The following is an 18,189-nucleotide window of genomic DNA, read 5'->3' as shown; positions in this document are numbered from 1 at the left end:
TATGTCGATGTACTATTGCAAGAAAACCCGTCGTCAGTTTTTGGTGGGCTCCGGAAAAACACTTCTGGCCCTGCCTTTATTGCCAAGTCTGATGCCCGTGGAAGCTTTTGCGCAGGCGGCGACGCCACCAAAGCGAATGATGATGTTCTGGTTTGACCACGGTAATCTGAATGTCCTTTGGCCCGCAAAAAGTGCGGCAACGACAGCGGTCGGCTCCAGCGGAATGCGTGAAGTGCTGCTGCGAAACCTGGGTACGGCCAGTACGATCAGCCCTGTGCTGAACAATCCTCTGTATGAAACTTTGAAAAACAATGACCAGATGACAATTGTTCGCGGTCTGGATGCCTCAGTTCGTTGGGGCTCGGCCCACGGGAACTTCGTGGTGGCCTCGGCCCAGGATCGAAATTCCGAGGGGGGATTCCCTTCGCTTGAGTCTGTATTGGAATCATCCAAGACGCTTTATCCCGATTCTACCCCGGCCTATGTTCGAAAGGCCATTCGAGTGGGGCTTTTGGGGGCGGGGTTGTTTTATCAAAAGGTGGGGAGCGGAGTTCAGGTCCTTCCTCACTACGAAGACTGGACGATTCGAAACTTTTATAACGAAGTCTTTGGCAGTCTGACGGCGGGTACAACGGCTCCGGCTGATAACACCAATGAGCTGAAATCCAATATTTTGAATCGGGTTTTCGGGGCTTACACTGGGTTTAAAAACAGCCGTAAAATTTCCGCCGAAGACAAGGCCCGTCTTGAACAGCACATGGGTTACATTTCTGATCTGCAGAAATCTTTGGTGCAGGTGGCTCCGACGCCAACGTGCTCAAAGCCGGCGGATCCGGGCTCGGTTTCAGATCCTGCTCTGTGCAACCGAATCTATATGGACCTGCTGGCTGTGGCCTTTAAGTGCGGTCTGACCAAAGTGGGCGTTATGGCTTTGGAGGCCCAGGATCCTCAGTGGATTCCGGGCTTGAGTGGATTGGGCACGAACGTTCACGATGCCATGCATGGCAGCCGTGGCAGCGCTATTCAAAGAACGGCATTTGAGGTTTGGTGGAAATACTTTGCCAATATGATTGCCGACCGTTTCCTGGCGCCTTTGAATGTTGAAGAGGGTGTTACGGGGCGTACATATCTTGAAAACATGGTGACCGGGATGTTGTGTGCTGGTGGCATGGGGGATCTTGGTGATGACAACGGACATCAGGGCTATGATTCCCAGCAGTTGTTGATCGGAAATATGGGCGGGGCTTTGCGCTCGGGTCGCTATGTGACGATGCCGTCATCGGGGTTGCCGTATAACTGTTTCCTGATCACGTTGTTGCAGTTGATGGGTGTGCCTCCGTCTGAATACGCCTTTGCGACGCCAAATGGGCAGGGCTTTGGTTATTATGGGGAATTCCCCACGAGCCATGTTTTGAAGGGCAGATTCTATCAGCCGATTTCAGAGATTCTGACTTAGAGGAGGCAGGTTTCGGGAATAAGGTTACCGCAGAATTTGAACAATAAAAAAGCCGACTTTGCAGTCGGCTTTTTCTATTTTCAATGTATCAACAACTAAAAATTAGAAGTTGAAACGACCTGCTACAGACACAAGGATAACATTGTATTTATCAGCTTCGCTGTTAGAGAAATCGTAGTCCAAACGAGGGATCAACGCGAAGGTGCCCATTGGCATTACAGAGTATGCAGACAGACCCAAAGTGTTATAAGAGTCAATAGCTGTGCCGCCATTTTCGTTTTCAGTCTCAGCTGTGCTTACGTAGTTCAAAGCACCACCGAAAGTGATGTCAGTAACCTTTGTCTCGTAGAATGCAGACAGACCCATTACGTTGCCACCTTTGGTTTTAACGTCGCCGAAGCCTTCAACGTCAGTTGTGCGCTCCATTTTGTATGTGTAGTTCAAACGACCACCGATAACACCGCCAGCTGCTTCAGTGTCCATACCTACATATGGATTGAAAGAGAAACCACCGGAAGCTGCAGAAGATTCGTCGCCATCAGTTGTAGCTTTTTGCAAAGCCAAACCAATGCCCAAACCGTAACGAAGAGTGGAAGCTCCCATTGCGGAGTTACCTTTCAAAGTGACTGTTGGATCCTGAAGGCCGGTTGTTTTGTTTTTTGGAGTGGAATCATCTTCGATGGACGTGAATGCCAAGGCCCCTTCAACAGCGAACTGATCGTTGATACCGTATTCGTAAGCAACGCCAGTAACAAAACCAGTGTATTTAGTCTCTTCAGAAGCACCTTTTGCTTCTGTAGCAGTGGAAACAAGACCCAAACGTGCAGTCACATCAGACTGACCCGCTTTGGACTGGAAGAAGAATTCATTGTCGGCTGCGTTTGCAGAGACGGAAGCCAATACGATGGCCGCTGCGATTACCTTAGAAAACATTTGTAGCTCCTTAAGCTGTTAATACTCAGTTGAGTCCAAATATTCCACGGCTGTTTCCGCAAATAGTCAACAGTCGACGTTTGACATAAACAACGAAATTACCTGAATTGGTGAGTTATTCTTTGGCTTCCTACGCCTGTCTGTCTGGTGTGGCTCTGGGAGGTCGCCATGTCCATATGCAGGTCACTTGCCAGCAGTTTTTTCAGGGTTGCTGGGCCAGATTCAATAGAATAGGGGAGGACGCGTATTTAGGGTGGCACAGGATTTGGAATATCGGTGGCGTAACAAAGGAAACACTATGAAAAATACGTTTGGTAAAATTCTGACTTCTGCAATTCTATTGTCTTCCATTTCTGCTTCCGCTGGCGGCAATGACTTCTTGAAACGTCTGAAGGCCCTTGACGGTCGTGAAGGTAAAATCGTTGCTTCTTATGACGAAAGCAACACCGGTAAATGCCGTCTTGAGCTTCAAAATTATGAAAGCATCGATGGCAGTCAGGCTATCGCAGTTTACCTGCAGGACACGGGCATGTACTTCACACCAAGTGCAAGTCTTGATAAAGAAACCAAGCTTAAAGATGCCAACACGGCGGTTGTAAGCACAAGTTCCAAGCGCCCGGGTGGTGATGCTTGTGGTGATTTTGGTGGTGCTATCGGCTACAAAAAAGTACTGGTTCTTGATGGCAACCAAGTGACTATCCGTGAAACCTTCCGCTGCTTGATGGATGGTTTTGAAAAGTACGATCTGGCGACGACTTGCGAGTTCTAATCTGAATTGAACAGGTTGAGGATCGAAAAACCCACACTGAACAGGTGTGGGTTTTTTGTTTTCAGAGGCCCAGTCTCAACCTGAGACACGAATCTTCACAAAAGTCCGGTCAGTTTACGGTCTGAAATTTCCGATAAGTTCGGAATGCACGTCCCTGCGTTTTTGATGCTATTGCTGCTTGCCCTGTGTTCGCCGAATCTGGCGACAGCGGATTCCAATTTGGAGTTGCTGTACACGAAACAAATCGCCTGGACAGCCGCGAACCTGGAAGACCCCAAGGTCGTTGCATCATTTCGTTCATCCTTCCAAAAGCTTGTCGCCGACAAGTCTAAAATGCAGCAGTTGCAAACCGCCGAGGGCAGAAAGATTCTGCTGCAGGGAAATAGCCTGCTGGCCGTTATCCAGCTTAAAGAGCGTCTGCAGCAGTGTCTGCTAACCCATGCCGCCGCCAAGGGTGTTTCGGAAGCTTTGGCAAAGGCACTGGATTCGCAGGCGCTGAGTGGCGGTATCTGTGCCGAGTTCGTCGAACAGGAAAAAAAGCTTCAGGTGTTCGGCAAAGACATGGAAAAGAACCTGAAGGAAGAAGCCCGTGCAAAGATTCTTGGTTCCGCGCAAAAGCAGTTAACCAGCACTCAGACCTATTGGAAAGAAGCTTCCAATCAGGACACCCTGGATATTGCCGTTGAGCTGACAGACCGCGAGCGCGAGATGAAAGTAAAACCTCCTCAGGCCGGGACAGAGCTGCTTCTGTATACAAAAGCCATCCGCGAAAGAAAGAATAAAAACGTCATAGTTCAGGCCGACGTGAAAAAAGCTTTTGCCGAGGTTCAAACCGAACTCAAGAATCACGCAGACTATCTGGCAGAGGCAGCCCAGGGCGATATCGATGAGTCCCTGCAAAAGCTTTTGGTGACCAATCCCGCGGCCAGTGCTCAGTACCTGATGGAAAATCCGGGAGCCTTGGACATGATTTGTAAAGTCCTGCAGGGCTATGATCAAAAAGCCCAGCGTAATGAAACCTTGGATAAAGCCATCTTCTGGGGTGGACTTGTGGTCGGCGGAGTTTTGTTGGCGACTGGCATCGGGGCCGGGGTCGGCGCAATGGTTCTTTCCGGGACTGCAGCCGCAGGCACTCTGACCACCGTGGCCGCCGGGGCGGCTTTGGCCGGAACTATCGCCGGGGGTGGTGAGGCGGTGTATGCTTCTTCCAAAGCTCATGAATCTTTCATCGAGGCTCGTGACCTGCGGGCGTCGGCATTTGCAGAAGGTTCTTCTCAAGCTGCTTTTGGCAAGGCCGACGCTGCTACGGACCAGGCTTATTCCGAATTGGCGGAAGCGGGCTTTTCAGCCGCCTCCATCATTCCGTTTGGTGCGGGCTTGAAAGTGATGAAGAATGCCGCGCAGGCTTCCAAGCTGGGGTCTTACGCGAAAGTCGCCAACGAAGGCGCCAAGGTTGAAGCCGCATCGGTGAAATCCATCGCCACGTCATTGAAGGAAATTTCCTCAGACAAAGACGTGCTGAAGGTTCTGGAAAACAGCCAGAAAAAAGTTGATTCAGAAGAAATGGGAATGTTCCTGGGGTATCTTTCGGACTTGCCTCAGGCGGAACGCAAAGAAGTTCTGGCGCTGTTAAAGAAAAAGCCAGAGAAGGCCGCTGATGCCATTCGTGAATCCTCCAAATCCGGGGTGTGCAAATGAAGAATGTGACTTTGATGCTTTTGCTGCCTTTGATTTTGCCGGTTGTGACACGGGCTCAAACTGCGGATGAAGTTCGCCGCATTATGAATTCGCAAAGCAGCCATTACGACATTTTGAATGTCAGTAAAAATGCCTCTACGGAAGAAATTCGCACGGCCTATCGCCGTCTGATGAAAACCTATCATCCGGATCGCTATCAGAACGACCCGCAAAAGTTGCGGGCCGCGACCGAGGTGATGAAAAAGCTGAACGTGTCCCGCGACACGCTGATGGATCCGGTGGCTCGGCAAAGATACGACACCACGGTGAAGTCAGCACCAAAATCAACGGCCAAGCCGACGACAGCGCAGGCTTCGGCCAAACCAGAATCCGCGCAGTCAAAGCCAGAAGCCAAAAAATGGACGGGGCCGGATTTCGAGGCTGAAGCCAAAGCCAAGGCTGAAGCCACGGCAAAAGCCGAAGCTGCTGCAAAGGCTGAAAAAGCGAAAGCCGACGCCGCAGCGAAAGCCAATGCCAAAACTTCCGAGTCCCCAAAGCAAGAATCAAAGTCCTCTGCCACGGAAGCTCCAAAGGCGGCCACTGAAGCCAAGGTTTCTAGCGCAAGGACAGAGTCCTCGAAGCCTGCGACAGTCGATACGTCAAAAGACGCCGCCGTGCGAACTGAGCAGCCGATGAACCACCGAACAAAGCAGGCGGTGAAGTTCTATGAAGACACCGCCAAGTGTGGTGCGGGTTTCTATAAGTCCTTCGTGGATATGATGCTGTAGAAACTGATTCCCATTCTGAGTCATTCGCGACCTGGCTAATGGTCCAGCTGGTTTCGCCGATAAGTCCGTCATGAGATCTCGAAGACGACGCCTTAGTCTCATTCGCTTTGTCTGGTTTGTTGCAAGCCTTCCGGTCAAATTGATCTTTCTGCCGTTATCGTGGCTTCTGTCTTCAAAAAAACGAGATGGTTATGTTCTTAGAAAATCAACCTATGGAAGACCTCGGTACGAGCATCGCGTGGTCGCCGAAAGAGTCCTGGGGCGACGATTGAAGCCGTGGGAGGTCGTCCACCACATCAACGGCCGTCGCAGTGACAACAGACCTGCAAACTTGTGTGTTATGTCGCGAAACGATCACGATCGCTATCATCGGTGGTACGACCGAATCCGCGCAAACTATGGCAGATACCCCAAAAAGGAAACTCAGCTCGTAAAGCTCAAAGACCGCTTCAACGGAATCCTGCTGGGCGAACCTGTAAATAGAAAAGCGGGATAAAGCGGAAGAGTTGAAAGAATCATTCCCTTGGAATGGATTTCGGACATAAAAAAAGCCGACTTATTCAGTCAGCTTCTTTTGCGGATTTCTTCCTATTTGGAAGAAACTTGGTGCCCCGCGAGGGACTTGAACCCCCACGCTTGCGCACTAGATCCTAAGTCTAGCGTGTCTGCCAATTTCACCAGCGGGGCACACCTTAAATTCGAAGAACATTGATAGCCTAGTTGCCTAGGCTAATGCAAGAAAATTACTTCTCGCTGATCAATTTTTTGTAATCTGGAGCTCTCATCAGGTTTGCGAGCTCTTTTTCAGTATCCATTTCGATACGAACCAACCAGCCTTCATTTACTGGATCGTCGTTCAAAACAGACGGATCGTCGCCCAGGGACGCGTTTACTTCGATTACAGTGCCGGAAACAGGAGCGTAAAGGTCGCTCACAGCTTTAACGGACTCAATAACACCGAAAGTTTGGCCTTGAGTGATTTTTTGACCTTCTTCTGGAAGTTCCACGTAAACCACTTCACCCAATTGGTCTTGAGCGAACTCAGTGATGCCTACGGTTACGATGTTCTCGTCAACTTGAGCCCATTCGTGTTCTTTTGTGTAGTAGTAATCTTCAGGAATATGAAATCCCATGTCTGGCTCCTTATTTCGTTACAAACGGTGTTTTGCAAACCACGGCTTTCACCTTACGGCCGCGGATATCCAGAAGGAATTCAGTTCCTTCTTTCGCGTAAGCCACATCGATAAATGCAATACCGATAGGCTCGTCCAGGGTCGGTGAGTGTGTACCACTAGTTACCTTGCCGATTTCTTTGTTGTCAAAAGAAAACAGGCTGTATCCCTGACGGGGGATGCCCTTCTCAAGCATCTTAAATCCCACAAGATTTCTGGTCAGGCCGGCTTCTTTTTTGCCCACGATTTGGGCTTTGTTCATGAAGTCCTTTTTTGCCGGTTTAATCACCCAGCCAAGGCCCGCTTCGTATGGATTCGTCGTGTCATCGATTTCGTGGCCATACAGGGAATACTTCATTTCGGTTCTTAGGGTGTCACGAGCGCCCAATCCGATGCCCATGCAGCCCAGGTCTTTGCCTTTTTCCAGCAAAGTCATCCACAGATCCGCCGTGCCCGCCGCCTCGACAAAGACTTCGCAGCCTTTTTCGCCAGTGTAGCCGGTGGTGGCGATCATGATTTTATGGCCCTTGAAAGTGCCGGATTTGATGGTGAAGGACTTCATTTCGCTGACTTTGATGTCAAAGACGCGGTCACACAGCTCCAGCGCTTTCGGGCCTTGGATGGCGATCTGACCCCAAAGGTCGGATTCGTCGGTGATGTCGGCGCCCTTGTTGTGTTTGGTCATCCAGGCAAAGTCTTTGTCTTTGTTAGAGGCGTTCACACACACCAGATAGTCAGAATCCTTAGACAGGCAGTAAACGATGATATCGTCGACCAGGCCGCCTTGATCATTCGGCAGCAGAGAATACTGAGCTTCGCCGTCGTTCAGCTTGGAAACGTCATTGGTGGTCAACCACTCCAAAGTTTCCAGGGCTTTGGGGCCCTTCACGCGAACTTCTCCCATGTGGGAGACGTCGAACAGGCCTACGTTCGTGCGCACGTTGTTGTGCTCTTCACGAAGACCGATGTATTGAACGGGCATATACCAACCGGCAAAGTCGACCATGCGGGCGCCCAGCTTTTCATGTGTGTCTGCTAAAGGTGTCTTTTTCATGCGGTTGCATAATCCTTTCCCCGTGACATTCAGTCAATGAGGATTCTATCTTGCGCCCTATGTTCAAACTCTCGCGCCGCATGCAGCTTATTTACGATCATCTTTTACCCGGAAAGCCTGTCTGGGACTTCTGCTGCGACCACGGCTATATGGGTTTAAACGCGTATGAAAGCGGTCTTTTCACCGAAGTGCACTTTGTCGATCAGGTTCCGCACATCATCGAGCGTCTGGAGCAGCGCTTTCAGAATGAATACTTCCGCGAGGATTCAGCCAGCCAGGCATTTTTCCACCCGCGGCCGGGAGAGCAGCTTGGGCAGGCCATTCAGGGCAGCGTGGTGATCGCCGGTGTCGGCGCGCACACGATTCTGGAAATTGTTCGTTCCTTGACTGAAAACGGCGTTTTGAGTGCGGACCGATTGATACTGGGTCCACAACGTGATGAAGAAAAACTGTTTGTGTGGCTACAAAATCTGCCGAATTTTTCGTACAAAAGTGATGGTGAAATCATTGCGATCGATGAAAGAGGCCGAAACCGTAAGTTGTTGATATTCGATAAAATTCTGTAATGTTCGGCGAGTTTTTGACGCGCTCCGAATGGCTATATTAAATGTCTGTAAGACTGTGAACAAAATATTGATTATCAGGGGCCCTGCACATAATTGTGTCCTCATGCAGGATGTAAATAAAAACTCAGATTTTAGACAATTTCTTGAAGATGAATTGGCTCGTCGTAGCCAAAACTATCCCCGTTACTCTTTGCGTGCGTTCGCCCGTCACTTGGAAGTGGACTCGTCTTTCTTGTCCAAAATCCTGAACGGCAAACGTACCGTTACGATGAGAACAATTCGTATGTTCGGGGAGCGTTTGAACCTCAACTCGGATGAACTTCAGCGTTTTGGTGAAATCAGCCGTGAGAAAAAAATGAAGCGCAAACTGGAGCGTCTATTGGAGAAGATGCCTAGTGAAGAGCGCGAACATTCCACGATCACCATCAATGTGGATGAAGCTCGTTTGGACGAAGCCAAAGAGAAAATCAAAGGCTTCCGTCGTGAACTGGCTCAGTTCCTTGATAATGGCGTGATTCAGGGCAAGACTTACCAGATTTCTGTTTCTTTGATTCCTGTTGCCAGCTACGCCGCTGAATAATTGCGCGTTTAAAAAATCAACTCGACACCAAAACCGAGGGAAGCCCCCTCGGTTTTTTTATTGCTTCAGCTTGCGCGCCTGGCGGCGCTCCAGCTTTGCTCGGCCGAGCCGCTATTGCACATCGAAGATCGGGTTGGGCACCATCAGCCGCGGGTAAGGCACGACGGCGTTCAGTCGGGTGTCGTACTTAAAGACCAAGTTTCCGACAGCGAACAGGGCCCATGGGGCGATGACGGAGCCGCGGAATTCGCCATAGTAACGGCTGTGCACGTTCTGGGCGTTGATGCGAACGTGATCAAAGACGGTGGAAACGCGCGTGGCATTCACACTGGCAGCGCCGACACGATCGGGCTGCTCGCCCCAATAGCCGGACCAGTCCCAGGCATAACTGCTATAGCTTCCCATTTGATATGCGCCGTTCACGCGGCACATGGTTTCGTATGCCACCACTGGATTCACCAGTGTGCCGGAACGATTGACGACTTTTTCATCGGTGATGTGGTCATAGCCGGTGACGACGCCGGTCCAGTTGTTGAACATCTCGCGCGCCATCGAACATTTCCATGGGTCGGTGGATGAATCACAAGCCGTGTAGTTGCCGTTTGAAATGTAATGAGTGTCCAGATAGCGGGCGTGTTCGGGGCGCAATGGACAGCGCATCCATTCCCAGGCTCCGGCATTGGCATTGGACTTGATGGTCAAAGCACCTTCCGCAGCGTCGCGCAGACCGCCAGGGTTTGCGGCATTCACAATCTTCTGAGCGTCTTCATAGTTATTCAGACTGCGACGGATAAAGCGAATATCATAAAGGCCGATACCCATATGGATGTTGCGGGAACTGGTGATCTGCAAAGTCGGTGAGCTTGCACCGCCGACATATTGAATGGCTGTGCCGCGATTGGTTTCGATGAACACGTTGCCTGCTACATAGATCGAACAACCGACGTCATCGGTTTGAATGTCGGGGTTATTTAGATACAACGTTCCGCTGATGATGATACTGCCATGGCAAACAATCGTGCCGTTGTTACGAATGAATTGACCGTAACCAAAATCATGCAGTTGCAGACCGCTTAAAGCCGGTTTCGAATTCGGCCCTTTGTAAACGAATGCCGCCGTACCTGCCGTCAAAGAACTGTCCAGCGCCAGTACTTCGGCATCTGATGGCGCACGAATGGTGATTGCGGACTTCAGTTGCAATCCACCCTGCACTTTCGGTGCAACCAGTTGCGGTGCTTTCGCCACTGGCGTCGGATCCACCTGCATAAAACCGTCACCATCCAACAAGATCGTTCCCTGACTGTCGGTGATCGGCGGATATTGGTTCCAACTGTTTTGCAGGAAGCTTCTTAGATTGATGGGACCAGAGTTCGGATTGCCCGAAGTTTGTTTGATAAAGTTTTTGTCAGTGACAGTGATATTCGGCATATAGATCGAACCTGTCACCAGGAAATCAATGGCCGAATTGTCGTTGTGATAAATGTATGAACCCGCCAGATTCGCCACGCCCAGAATGCTGCTTGCGTTGCTGTAATTGGCTTGTGAAACCCCAAAATCAGTCACGATATCGGCTTGAATGTTGGCGTGACACAAAATGCAGGACAGTTGGGTGCGAACGGCTAATGCGGGATACATGCTCATCACATAGTTATCCACATGCAGGCTGAAAGATTCTGAATCAGTGCCCACACCATCATTAACAGTCAAGGACACCACGGTGCCATCGGTGGCAGAGGCGTGTGCCGTTCCCATCTGCACGGACAAAGTTCCCGCGGTGCCAGTCACTGCACAACTGGCGATGTCGACATAGTATCCATCGGCCGTAGTGGCAGAACATGAAATGCTTTGTGGGTCGGGATAAGTGGCGTTGCCACCTGGGGAAACAGTAAAGCTCAGATCAAAGATGGAATTGGCAAAACATTTGTTGCCGCACTTTTCCAAAGCCGTGCCATTGGTTCCCGGCCAAGCCGTGATCTGCACGGGCTCATTCACAAAGTTTACGGTCACTGCGGTGTCAGCAGTCACGGTGTGAGCGGTTGGGGAAACCCGGTCGGCGAATTGCACTTTGATATTGCAGGGGCCTCCGTGATGATCGGCTCCGCTGTAACGGTTGAAATAGTGGGCTGCGGGAGCAAATGTCACCGCACCATTGCTGGCGTTGATTGATACAGTGCCATGATCAGCACAGGCTGGAGCATCCGCTGTCAGCAGGGAATAAGTGCCAAGACCCTCTTCGTCGGAATCCACGACGGCATCAGCCAGAATCACCGTGCTTGCGCTGTTACGATCAAGGCTTGCGGTGGTCGGCACAGACAGGCTTGGTGTTGTGGTATCCAGGGTGATGGTAATCTGGTTGCTGGAAGAAATATTTCCGGCTTCATCACGAGCCCACATCACAAGTGTGTGATCGCCGTCGGCGCCGGTCAGGGTGACATTGTTAATGCCCGCTGAACAAGCAATCCAGTTCGGATTGTCCAAATCCGGCGGGGCGGAGCTGTCTTGCACGAAAATCACCTGATGGAAAGAGTCCGGCGTTTGGTTGTCGTCATCGCAAGAGGTGACATCCACAGCCGCCGGGTTGTCCTGAACCGGGCCATGTGCCACCGAGATCGAAGGCAGCGAGGGCTCGGTCTGATCCAGAGTGTAAGCCAGGGGGAAGGGGTAACAATGAATATTACCAGCGGCATCGCGGGCCTGAACGCTCCAGGCATAGGCCCCCTCGGCGGTCAGAGCGTTGCCCAGCGGGAATTCAAAATTACCGGTCACCGCATCGGCGGTGGAGTCCGCCAGTTTGTCTCCGGTGCAGGCAAGTGAATTATATAGAGTGACGATGGCTTTGGGTTCGGTCGTTCCCTGGACGGACGGAACGGGATTGGGGCTGACCGCCGCTGGCAAAATGGTGGCGGTCCCAATCGTTGGCAGAATGCTGTCATAGTAAACTTCAAAGATTCCGGATTCAGCGTTGGTTTCTCCACGATTGCCGACGGCTGTGCCTTTTGGCAGGTTCATGCGCACTTCGCCCTGGTTGGTGGGGATCAGTTGCACGCGGTAAGTGACTTTGTCCACCTGGACGATGGAACCCATTGTGGCATTTTCAAGCGTGAAGTTTTCCGGGTAAAACTGATCGGGTGCGCGATTGAAAATAACCAGGACTTCGATCGGGTTCTTATTGGTGAAGTAAGAGGAGTCACTTTCGGAGGCCAGATCCGCCGTCAGCGTTCCATTATGAACGCTGGCACGAATACATCCCGTCAGTCCCAAAATAGAGACCAAAAGAAGAACAATGAATGGTTCTGTAACGTGCCGTATGTTCACTTGTGCGTTCCTTATGGACTACATATCGGAATGTTTGTTCCCAAGATTAATGGGTATTTGCAGAATGACAGTTGAGTAATTGTCTCGTCTTAAATTGAGAAGCTCTGTTGAACACTGGTCTGTGGTAGAATAACAGTACAGACCAAGGGGAATACTATGCGTCCGCTCTGGATCGTATCGGCACTGCTTTGCTATTCCGTCATCACTTCCGCTGCGCAAGTGATCGAGATGGTTTCGCCTTACGACACTCCACCATTTGTGGTTGATCAGAAAAAAGAGCAGGGTCTTGTCTATGATCTGGCATCACTTCTAACGGTGCGTTCCCAGGGAAAATATCAGTTCAAGGTGGTGGTTGTCCCCCGGGTTCGCTTGCAGAAGATTCTTCAGCGCAGCGGTGTATATGTGGTTCCTTTGGTTTCGCCGAAGTGGTTCGGGGATGGCGATGAAAAGAAGTACCTTTGGACATCGGCTCTGATGGAAGATGAAAATCTGGTGCTTTCGCCTCGTAAACGCGCTCTGGAATACGAAAGTCCGGCTTCACTGCAGGGTAAAAGAACTTCGATTGTTCTGGGTCATGCTGTCGAGCCGGTGCAACAGTTGGAAAAAGCCGGAATGGTAAAAGCCGAATCCACACAGTCCTTTAATAACAGTCTGCGCATGCTGGCCCGGGGGCGGATTGACTTTATGGTTATGGGCCGGATTGTGGCCGTCTATTTGATTCGCGATCTGGGGCTGGAAGATCAGATTTACATCTCAGATAAAACCATTGAGCGCTTTGATCGAAAAATTCTGGTTTCGCCACAGTCCCAAAAAGATCTGCACAAATGGCTGGAGGGTGAAATCCAGCGCTTGCGGCGATCCGGAGAGTGGAAGAAGTATTTGCGGGCGGAACTATCCCTAAAGAACTGTGATCTCGCGGCTGACCCGCAGTTCATTTGAAACTTTTTGAATGTCGTCCGGAATATCAACCAGAACCCCGCGTGGGATGTCCTGTTCGATCTTGGTCTTGTGAAGCCACGCCAAAAACTCGCGCTCGGAACCACGGCAGATCATCTGACGGTCCTTGCCTTTTTCTTTCAGGCGGTCGCCCACCACACGGGCCGCTTTGATGGCTTGCGGTTTGGTTTTTCTCATCAGCACATAGCTCATGGTCAGTGTGCGATTTTTCATCGGAAGCTCAGCTTCCAGGGCCGTGAACCACGCCGGCGCTTTGAAGTGAACGCGGTCGTGGCACCAGTCCGTTTTAGACTGGCTTAGCAGAGGACAAGCCTGTTCATGCGTGCACGGGGCCCATACGTGATAGCCTTTTTCCAAAAGCTTCTGACGCAACTGTAAAAGCTTTCTGCCATCTTGCTGGGTGGATGGTTCGACCAGCATAAGTGCTTCGCACTGATAAGCCCAGTCCGGAAGGTCTGTCAGCTCGGTCAAAGAATAAGAAAATAGTGCCAGGGTTTTTGCCCCGTCTTTCAGGCGGGCCCCGCTAAAGGTGCGCAGCCATTCCTGAGGCGGGAACTGCGGAAAGTGCTTTTCAATCAGATTTTGGGGCTCGGCCGCGCGCTCGATTAACTGATAGCTGAACTTGTGTTTTTCATTCAAGGTCATTGATGCCGTCGCCAGGCCTGCACCGAAATCGATCACGTGGGAAAGGCCACTAAAGAATCCGCGCTTGTCGGCCTCTTCAATCAGTCCGGTCAGGCGGGTGGAATTCAGCGGCAGGTAATAACAAAGATACGCCACCTGCGCCCAGGATTCGTTCCAAGGGGTGGGGCTGTCAGGTTTGGCGATAAAGAAGTCCGACAAAGCCAGCACACATTTGGCCAGGGCCTTGGAATCCGTCAACGACAACTTGTAAGTCGCCAGGGCACGATTGATGGATTCTTCAAAAGAAGCGGGACAGGTGAATTCTCTTTGCATGAAGGTATTCTAAAGGGAGGACAGGGCCTGAAGCAAATCCTCGACCTTAATTTTTGCCATACAGTGAAATTCTTCACAGTGGGTGCCGTCGCAGACACTGCCATCGGCATTTTGGGTCGGGGCTTCGAAAATATGCACTTTAGGTCCACGGGCCGCCCAGCGCAGGGGCTTTTGCACGCGCACGTGCGGGTAAATACCCAGAACCGGAGTGCCTAAAGAAGCCGCCATATGCGCAACACCCGTGCTTGGCACCACCACCGCTTTGGCGTTCTTAAGCACCGTGAACAGTTCGGTGGCAGACAGCAGACTTTGCAGGCTTAGGACGTTTTTGTGGTCTTTGAAGGTCGCTTTGATCTCGGTCAGCCATTTTTCATCGGCCGGGGTGCCGGTCAGAACCACTTGCGTGGTTTCAGACACCGTTCTGATCAGTTCGATGTAATTGCCAATCGGCCAGTTCAGGGCGGAGCCTGCCATGCCGGGATGAACCACGACATAGTTTTGCGCGGTCAGGTGGTATTTGGAAAGCAGCGCCGGGTTTTCCGGGGCCGTCAGTTTCAAAACCGGGGTTTTTACATTCTCGCTGATGCCAAGGGCGTGCTTCAGGACATCCAGATTGTAATCAGCCTCGTGTTGAACCGCGAGACTGCGACGCTGGCGCAGGCCTTTATTCAAAAACAAAAAGCTGTGCCACTGCGAACGCACACCCGCGCGAACGGGCACGCCTTCTGTCCAAAGTGCATAGCTGACCCACCACGGTGCCTGCAGGCTGACGGCGACATCAGGGCGGTATTCACGCAAGAAGGCTCTTAGTTTTGGCAGAGATTCCTTGGCGTCGTCTTTTTTCAGTTCCAGAAATTTTCTTTGAGGGTCGGCGTTTTCAGGGACGAATCCCAAACCTTTGGCGATCACCCAGTGCTTATCCCAACCCTCTAAAAAAGAAACCTGATCTACAGGCATGCTGCAGATCAGGTCACCGATTTTATCTAAGCGGATAAGAAGGATGCGCTTCATTACGCCTGATAGTCTTCAATCGAAGGGCAGGAGCAAATCAGGTTTCTGTCACCGTAAGCGTTGTCGACACGGCCAACAACCGGCCAGAACTTGTTACCACGCAACCATTCAACCGGATAAACGGCCTCTTCACGGCTGTACGGATGATTCCATTCAGGTTTCATCAGCATCTGCGCTGTGTGAGGAGCGTTTTTAAGCGCATTGTTTTCTTTGTCCATCTTGCCGGCTTCAACCGCATTGATTTCTTTGCGGATGGTCACCATGGATTCAATGAAGCGATCCAGTTCTTTTTTGGATTCAGATTCAGTTGGCTCGATCATCAAAGTGCCTGCCACCGGGAAGCTCATGGTCGGAGCATGGAAACCGAAGTCCATCAGACGTTTTGCAACGTCAGTCACGTCAATGCCAGAGGTCTTTTTGATCTCGCGAACATCCACGATACACTCGTGCGCCACCAGACCGTTTTTACCTTTGTAAAGAACAGGGTAATGAGCTTCCAGCTTCTTCGCGATGTAGTTTGCACTCAGGATGCTGACCAAAGTGGCTTTGCGCAGACCTTGAGCGCCCATCATGGTGATGTAAGCCCAGGAGATTGGCAGGATGCTCGCGCTGCCCCAAGGAGCCGACGTCGTTGCAGAGATCCCGTTGGCAGGACCCGCTTCAGGCACCAAAGAGTGCTTCGGCAGGAATTCTGCCAAGTGCGCGCCCACACCGATAGGACCTACACCCGGACCGCCACCACCGTGAGGGATCGAGAAGGTCTTGTGCAGATTCATGTGGGAAACGTCCGGACCGAACACACCTGGGCGGCACATGCCAACCAAAGCATTCATGTTCGCGCCGTCCATGTAAACCTGACCGCCGTTGTCGTGGATGATCTTGCAGATTTCCACGATGCCTTCCTCGAACACACCGTGTGTGGAAGGGTAAGTGATCATCAATGCTGCCAGATTGTCTTTGTGCTGTTCGGCTTTGGCTTTCAGGTCCGTCACATCAACGTTACCCTGATCGTCACACGCCACAACCACAACCTGCATGTTCACCAACGCTGCAGAAGCAGGATTGGTTCCGTGCGCGGAAGATGGGATCAAGCAGATGTTGCGATGACCCTGGCCACGGGACTGGTGATACTTGCGGATCACCAAAAGACCCGCGTATTCACCCTGAGAACCCGCATTCGGTTGCAAGCTGACTGCTGCAAAACCAGTGATGTCGCAAAGTTTTTTCTCAAGATCATGGATCATTTCGATCAGGCCCACGGCTTGCGCGGTTGGCGCAAACGGGTGCAGCTTGCTGATTTCAGGCCATGAAACCGGCACAAGTTCAGTCGTCGCATTCAGTTTCATCGTGCAAGAACCCAGCGGAATCATGGAATGAGTCAGCGTCAGATCCTTGTTTTGCAAATGGTGAATGTAGCGAAGCATTTCTGTTTCGCTGTGGTGAGAGTTAAACACCTGATGAGTCATGTAAGCCGAGGAACGAGTCAAGTTCGCTGGCAAGGTCACATCTGCCAAGGACTCATCCACAGACAAGGCTGTGAAGCCCGCCGCTTTGCCAAGGTTGAAGGCAGCCCAGATTTGCTCAACGTCTTCCAAAGTCGTTGCTTCGTTCAGGGAAACACCCAGCTTGCCGCCGCCGTAGTTGCGGAAGTTCATTTGCATTTTTTCAGCCTGAGCGATGATCTCTGCCGCTTTGTCGGTTTTCACCGTCACAGTGTCAAACACGTGACCTGCAGCAACTTCAAGATTCAATTTTTTAAGACCCGCAGAAAGGATCGCCGTCAGACGCTGAATGCGCAGAGCGATTTTCTTCAAGCCTGCAGGGCCGTGGTAAACCGCGTACATGGAAGCCATGTTCGCCAGAAGCACCTGAGCCGTACAGATGTTGGAAGTCGCTTTTTCACGACGGATGTGCTGTTCACGAGTTTGCAAAGCCAGGCGCAAAGCGGACTTGCCTTGAGAATCCACGCTGACACCCACCAGACGGCCCGGCATCAAACGCTTGAAAGCGTCTTTCGTTGCCAGGAAACCGGCGTGAGGACCACCGAAGCCCAGTGGCACACCAAAGCGCTGGGAATTACCCACCACCATGTCAGCACCCCATTCACCCGGAGGAGTCAGCAATGTCATCGCCAGCAGATCCGTGGAAGCTGTCACCAGCGCACCGTGGTCTTTGTATTTTTTTGCGATGGCAGCATAGTCCTCAACCGTGCCGTTGGTGTTTGGATACTGGAAGAACACACCGAACACAGGTTTTGCGAAATCATACTTCGCCGGATCCATCACGATCATCTCAAAGCCCAGCGGCTCTGCACGAGTGCCGATAACCTCGATCACATGCGGGTGCATGTCCGGGGATACGACAAAGGCGTTTGCTTTGTTTTTGCAAAGAGAGTGCGCCATGAACATGGCTTCAGCCGCCGCCGTGCCCTCATCAAGCAAAGAGGCGTTGGCGATTTCCATGCCGTTCAGATCAGCGATCATCGTTTGGAAGTTCAACAGAGCTTCCAAGCGGCCTTGAGAAATCTCTGGCTGGTAAGGAGTGTAGGCTGTGTACCACACTGGATTTTCAAAGATGTTTCTTTGAATCACAGTTGGAGTGATGGTGTCGTGGTAACCCATGCCGATATAGTTTTTGTAAACTTTGTTTTTGGAAACCATCTGTTTCAGATGATTCAAAAGACCGTGCTCAGAAATACCCGAGCCCACATCTGCGTAAGTGTGGGTTGTGCGGATTTGTGCCGGGATCACTTTGTCAGCCATTTGATCCAGGGAATTGAAACCCAGAGTTTTCAACATCTCGTGGATGTCAGAATCTGTAGGACCAATGTGACGGGGGATAAACTCATTCTTAGGAGAAAGATCAGCGATTTTCATTCACACCTCTATAAACGCCCCGAGACTAACATAACCACCCTCAAGGATGAAAGTTCTGCAACGAGAGCGCTTGAGCTA

Annotated in this window: 15 protein-coding genes and 1 tRNA gene; 8 read left to right on the top strand and 8 right to left on the bottom strand. The window is 51.2% G+C overall.

Features of this window, described 5'->3' with window-relative positions; translation table 11 throughout:
* The first annotated feature begins 1 nt into the window (after window position 1).
* Entirely contained in the window at window positions 2–1,456 is a 1,455-nt protein-coding gene (locus tag B9G79_RS15065) for a DUF1552 domain-containing protein (RefSeq protein ID WP_198298020.1), read from the top strand.
* A 102-nt stretch (window positions 1,457–1,558) separates the two neighbouring features.
* On the opposite strand, the gene B9G79_RS15060 is transcribed toward B9G79_RS15065, so the two are convergent.
* The gene (locus tag B9G79_RS15060; RefSeq protein WP_088566223.1) at window positions 1,559–2,389 is read right to left on the bottom strand and encodes an outer membrane beta-barrel protein; all 831 of its coding nucleotides are present in this window, start codon (window positions 2,387–2,389) and stop codon (window positions 1,559–1,561) included.
* 298 nt (window positions 2,390–2,687) lie between these two features.
* On the opposite strand from B9G79_RS15060, the gene B9G79_RS15055 reads away from it, so the two are divergent.
* The 4 genes from B9G79_RS15055 to B9G79_RS18425 all read left to right on the top strand — a co-directional run bounded on the left by B9G79_RS15055 (window position 2,688) and on the right by B9G79_RS18425 (window position 6,119).
* Complete coding sequence (locus tag B9G79_RS15055) at window positions 2,688–3,158, top strand: hypothetical protein (protein ID WP_088566222.1); 471 nt, start codon at window positions 2,688–2,690, stop codon at window positions 3,156–3,158.
* A 165-nt stretch (window positions 3,159–3,323) separates the two neighbouring features.
* Complete coding sequence (locus B9G79_RS15050) at window positions 3,324–4,856, top strand: tolA protein (protein ID WP_232468753.1); 1,533 nt, start codon at window positions 3,324–3,326, stop codon at window positions 4,854–4,856.
* Window positions 4,853–5,623, top strand: coding sequence for a J domain-containing protein (locus B9G79_RS15045; RefSeq protein ID WP_088566220.1), 771 nt, complete (start codon window positions 4,853–4,855; stop codon window positions 5,621–5,623). Before B9G79_RS15050 ends, B9G79_RS15045 begins: the two co-directional genes overlap by 4 nt.
* Window positions 5,624–5,891: 268 nt before the next feature.
* Window positions 5,892–6,119: an HNH endonuclease gene (locus tag B9G79_RS18425; RefSeq protein WP_232468751.1), complete on the top strand. Its 228-nt coding sequence runs from the start codon at window positions 5,892–5,894 to the stop codon at window positions 6,117–6,119.
* A 108-nt stretch (window positions 6,120–6,227) separates the two neighbouring features.
* Here B9G79_RS18425 and B9G79_RS15035 read toward each other — a convergent pair.
* From B9G79_RS15035 to gcvT, 3 genes are all read right to left on the bottom strand, one after another.
* A tRNA-Leu gene (locus B9G79_RS15035) sits at window positions 6,228–6,310 on the bottom strand.
* Window positions 6,311–6,366: 56 nt separating this feature from the next.
* Window positions 6,367–6,756, bottom strand: coding sequence for a glycine cleavage system protein GcvH (gene gcvH / locus B9G79_RS15030; RefSeq protein ID WP_011163245.1), 390 nt, complete (start codon window positions 6,754–6,756; stop codon window positions 6,367–6,369).
* Window positions 6,757–6,766: 10 nt separating this feature from the next.
* The gene (gene gcvT, locus B9G79_RS15025; RefSeq protein WP_088566218.1) at window positions 6,767–7,849 is read right to left on the bottom strand and encodes a glycine cleavage system aminomethyltransferase GcvT; all 1,083 of its coding nucleotides are present in this window, start codon (window positions 7,847–7,849) and stop codon (window positions 6,767–6,769) included.
* Window positions 7,850–7,908: 59 nt separating this feature from the next.
* Here gcvT and B9G79_RS15020 point away from each other — a divergent pair, with 59 nt between their 5' ends.
* Complete coding sequence (locus tag B9G79_RS15020; protein WP_232468749.1) at window positions 7,909–8,415, top strand: SAM-dependent methyltransferase; 507 nt, start codon at window positions 7,909–7,911, stop codon at window positions 8,413–8,415.
* A gap of 154 nt (window positions 8,416–8,569) precedes the next feature.
* Window positions 8,570–8,995, top strand: coding sequence for a DUF4423 domain-containing protein (locus B9G79_RS15015; RefSeq protein ID WP_232468747.1), 426 nt, complete (start codon window positions 8,570–8,572; stop codon window positions 8,993–8,995).
* Window positions 8,996–9,106: 111 nt separating this feature from the next.
* On the opposite strand, the gene B9G79_RS15010 is transcribed toward B9G79_RS15015, so the two are convergent.
* Window positions 9,107–12,310, bottom strand: coding sequence for an Ig-like domain-containing protein (locus B9G79_RS15010; protein ID WP_088566216.1), 3,204 nt, complete (start codon window positions 12,308–12,310; stop codon window positions 9,107–9,109).
* Window positions 12,311–12,466: 156 nt separating this feature from the next.
* On the opposite strand from B9G79_RS15010, the gene B9G79_RS15005 reads away from it, so the two are divergent.
* Entirely contained in the window at window positions 12,467–13,249 is a 783-nt protein-coding gene (locus tag B9G79_RS15005) for a substrate-binding periplasmic protein (RefSeq protein ID WP_088566215.1), read from the top strand.
* Here the strand turns inward: B9G79_RS15005 and B9G79_RS15000 are convergent.
* Genes B9G79_RS15000 through gcvP form a run of 3 tightly spaced genes read right to left on the bottom strand, consistent with a single transcriptional unit; the run spans window position 13,208 to window position 18,111 of the window.
* Complete coding sequence (locus tag B9G79_RS15000; RefSeq protein WP_088566214.1) at window positions 13,208–14,224, bottom strand: small ribosomal subunit Rsm22 family protein; 1,017 nt, start codon at window positions 14,222–14,224, stop codon at window positions 13,208–13,210. The two genes, B9G79_RS15005 and B9G79_RS15000, sit on opposite strands and share 42 nt — an antisense overlap.
* Before the next feature lie 9 nt (window positions 14,225–14,233).
* Window positions 14,234–15,235 carry a glycosyltransferase family 9 protein gene (locus tag B9G79_RS14995; protein WP_088566213.1) on the bottom strand — a complete coding sequence of 334 codons (1,002 nt, stop codon included), beginning with the start codon at window positions 15,233–15,235 and terminating at the stop codon, window positions 14,234–14,236.
* On the bottom strand, window positions 15,235–18,111 hold the full coding sequence (gene gcvP / locus B9G79_RS14990) for an aminomethyl-transferring glycine dehydrogenase (protein WP_088566212.1): 2,877 nt from the start codon (window positions 18,109–18,111) through the stop codon (window positions 15,235–15,237). Before gcvP ends, B9G79_RS14995 begins: the two co-directional genes overlap by 1 nt.
* Between the last annotated feature and the right edge of the window lie 78 nt (window positions 18,112–18,189).

Origin of the sequence: Bdellovibrio bacteriovorus, assembly GCF_002208115.1 — a bacterium.
In the GTDB taxonomy this organism is placed as follows: domain Bacteria; phylum Bdellovibrionota; class Bdellovibrionia; order Bdellovibrionales; family Bdellovibrionaceae; genus Bdellovibrio; species Bdellovibrio bacteriovorus_C.
The sequence above is the reverse complement of the archived record's forward strand: the minus strand, read 5'-3'. Positions and strand labels throughout refer to the sequence as shown.

Bases quoted from the DNA above. Each gene is read 5' to 3' on its own strand.
- B9G79_RS15065 (WP_198298020.1), top strand. From the start codon at position 2: ATGTCGATGTACTATTGCAAGAAAACCCGTCGTCAGTTTTTGGTGGGC.
- B9G79_RS15060 (WP_088566223.1), bottom strand. From the start codon at position 2,389: ATGTTTTCTAAGGTAATCGCAGCGGCCATCGTATTGGCTTCCGTCTCT.
- B9G79_RS15055 (WP_088566222.1), top strand. From the start codon at position 2,688: ATGAAAAATACGTTTGGTAAAATTCTGACTTCTGCAATTCTATTGTCT.
- B9G79_RS15050 (WP_232468753.1), top strand. From the start codon at position 3,324: ATGCTATTGCTGCTTGCCCTGTGTTCGCCGAATCTGGCGACAGCGGAT.
- B9G79_RS15045 (WP_088566220.1), top strand. From the start codon at position 4,853: ATGAAGAATGTGACTTTGATGCTTTTGCTGCCTTTGATTTTGCCGGTT.
- gcvH (WP_011163245.1), bottom strand. From the start codon at position 6,756: ATGGGATTTCATATTCCTGAAGATTACTACTACACAAAAGAACACGAA.
- gcvT (WP_088566218.1), bottom strand. From the start codon at position 7,849: ATGAAAAAGACACCTTTAGCAGACACACATGAAAAGCTGGGCGCCCGC.
- B9G79_RS15020 (WP_232468749.1), top strand. From the start codon at position 7,909: ATGTTCAAACTCTCGCGCCGCATGCAGCTTATTTACGATCATCTTTTA.
- B9G79_RS15005 (WP_088566215.1), top strand. From the start codon at position 12,467: ATGCGTCCGCTCTGGATCGTATCGGCACTGCTTTGCTATTCCGTCATC.
- B9G79_RS15000 (WP_088566214.1), bottom strand. From the start codon at position 14,224: ATGCAAAGAGAATTCACCTGTCCCGCTTCTTTTGAAGAATCCATCAAT.
- B9G79_RS14995 (WP_088566213.1), bottom strand. From the start codon at position 15,235: ATGAAGCGCATCCTTCTTATCCGCTTAGATAAAATCGGTGACCTGATC.
- gcvP (WP_088566212.1), bottom strand. From the start codon at position 18,111: ATGAAAATCGCTGATCTTTCTCCTAAGAATGAGTTTATCCCCCGTCAC.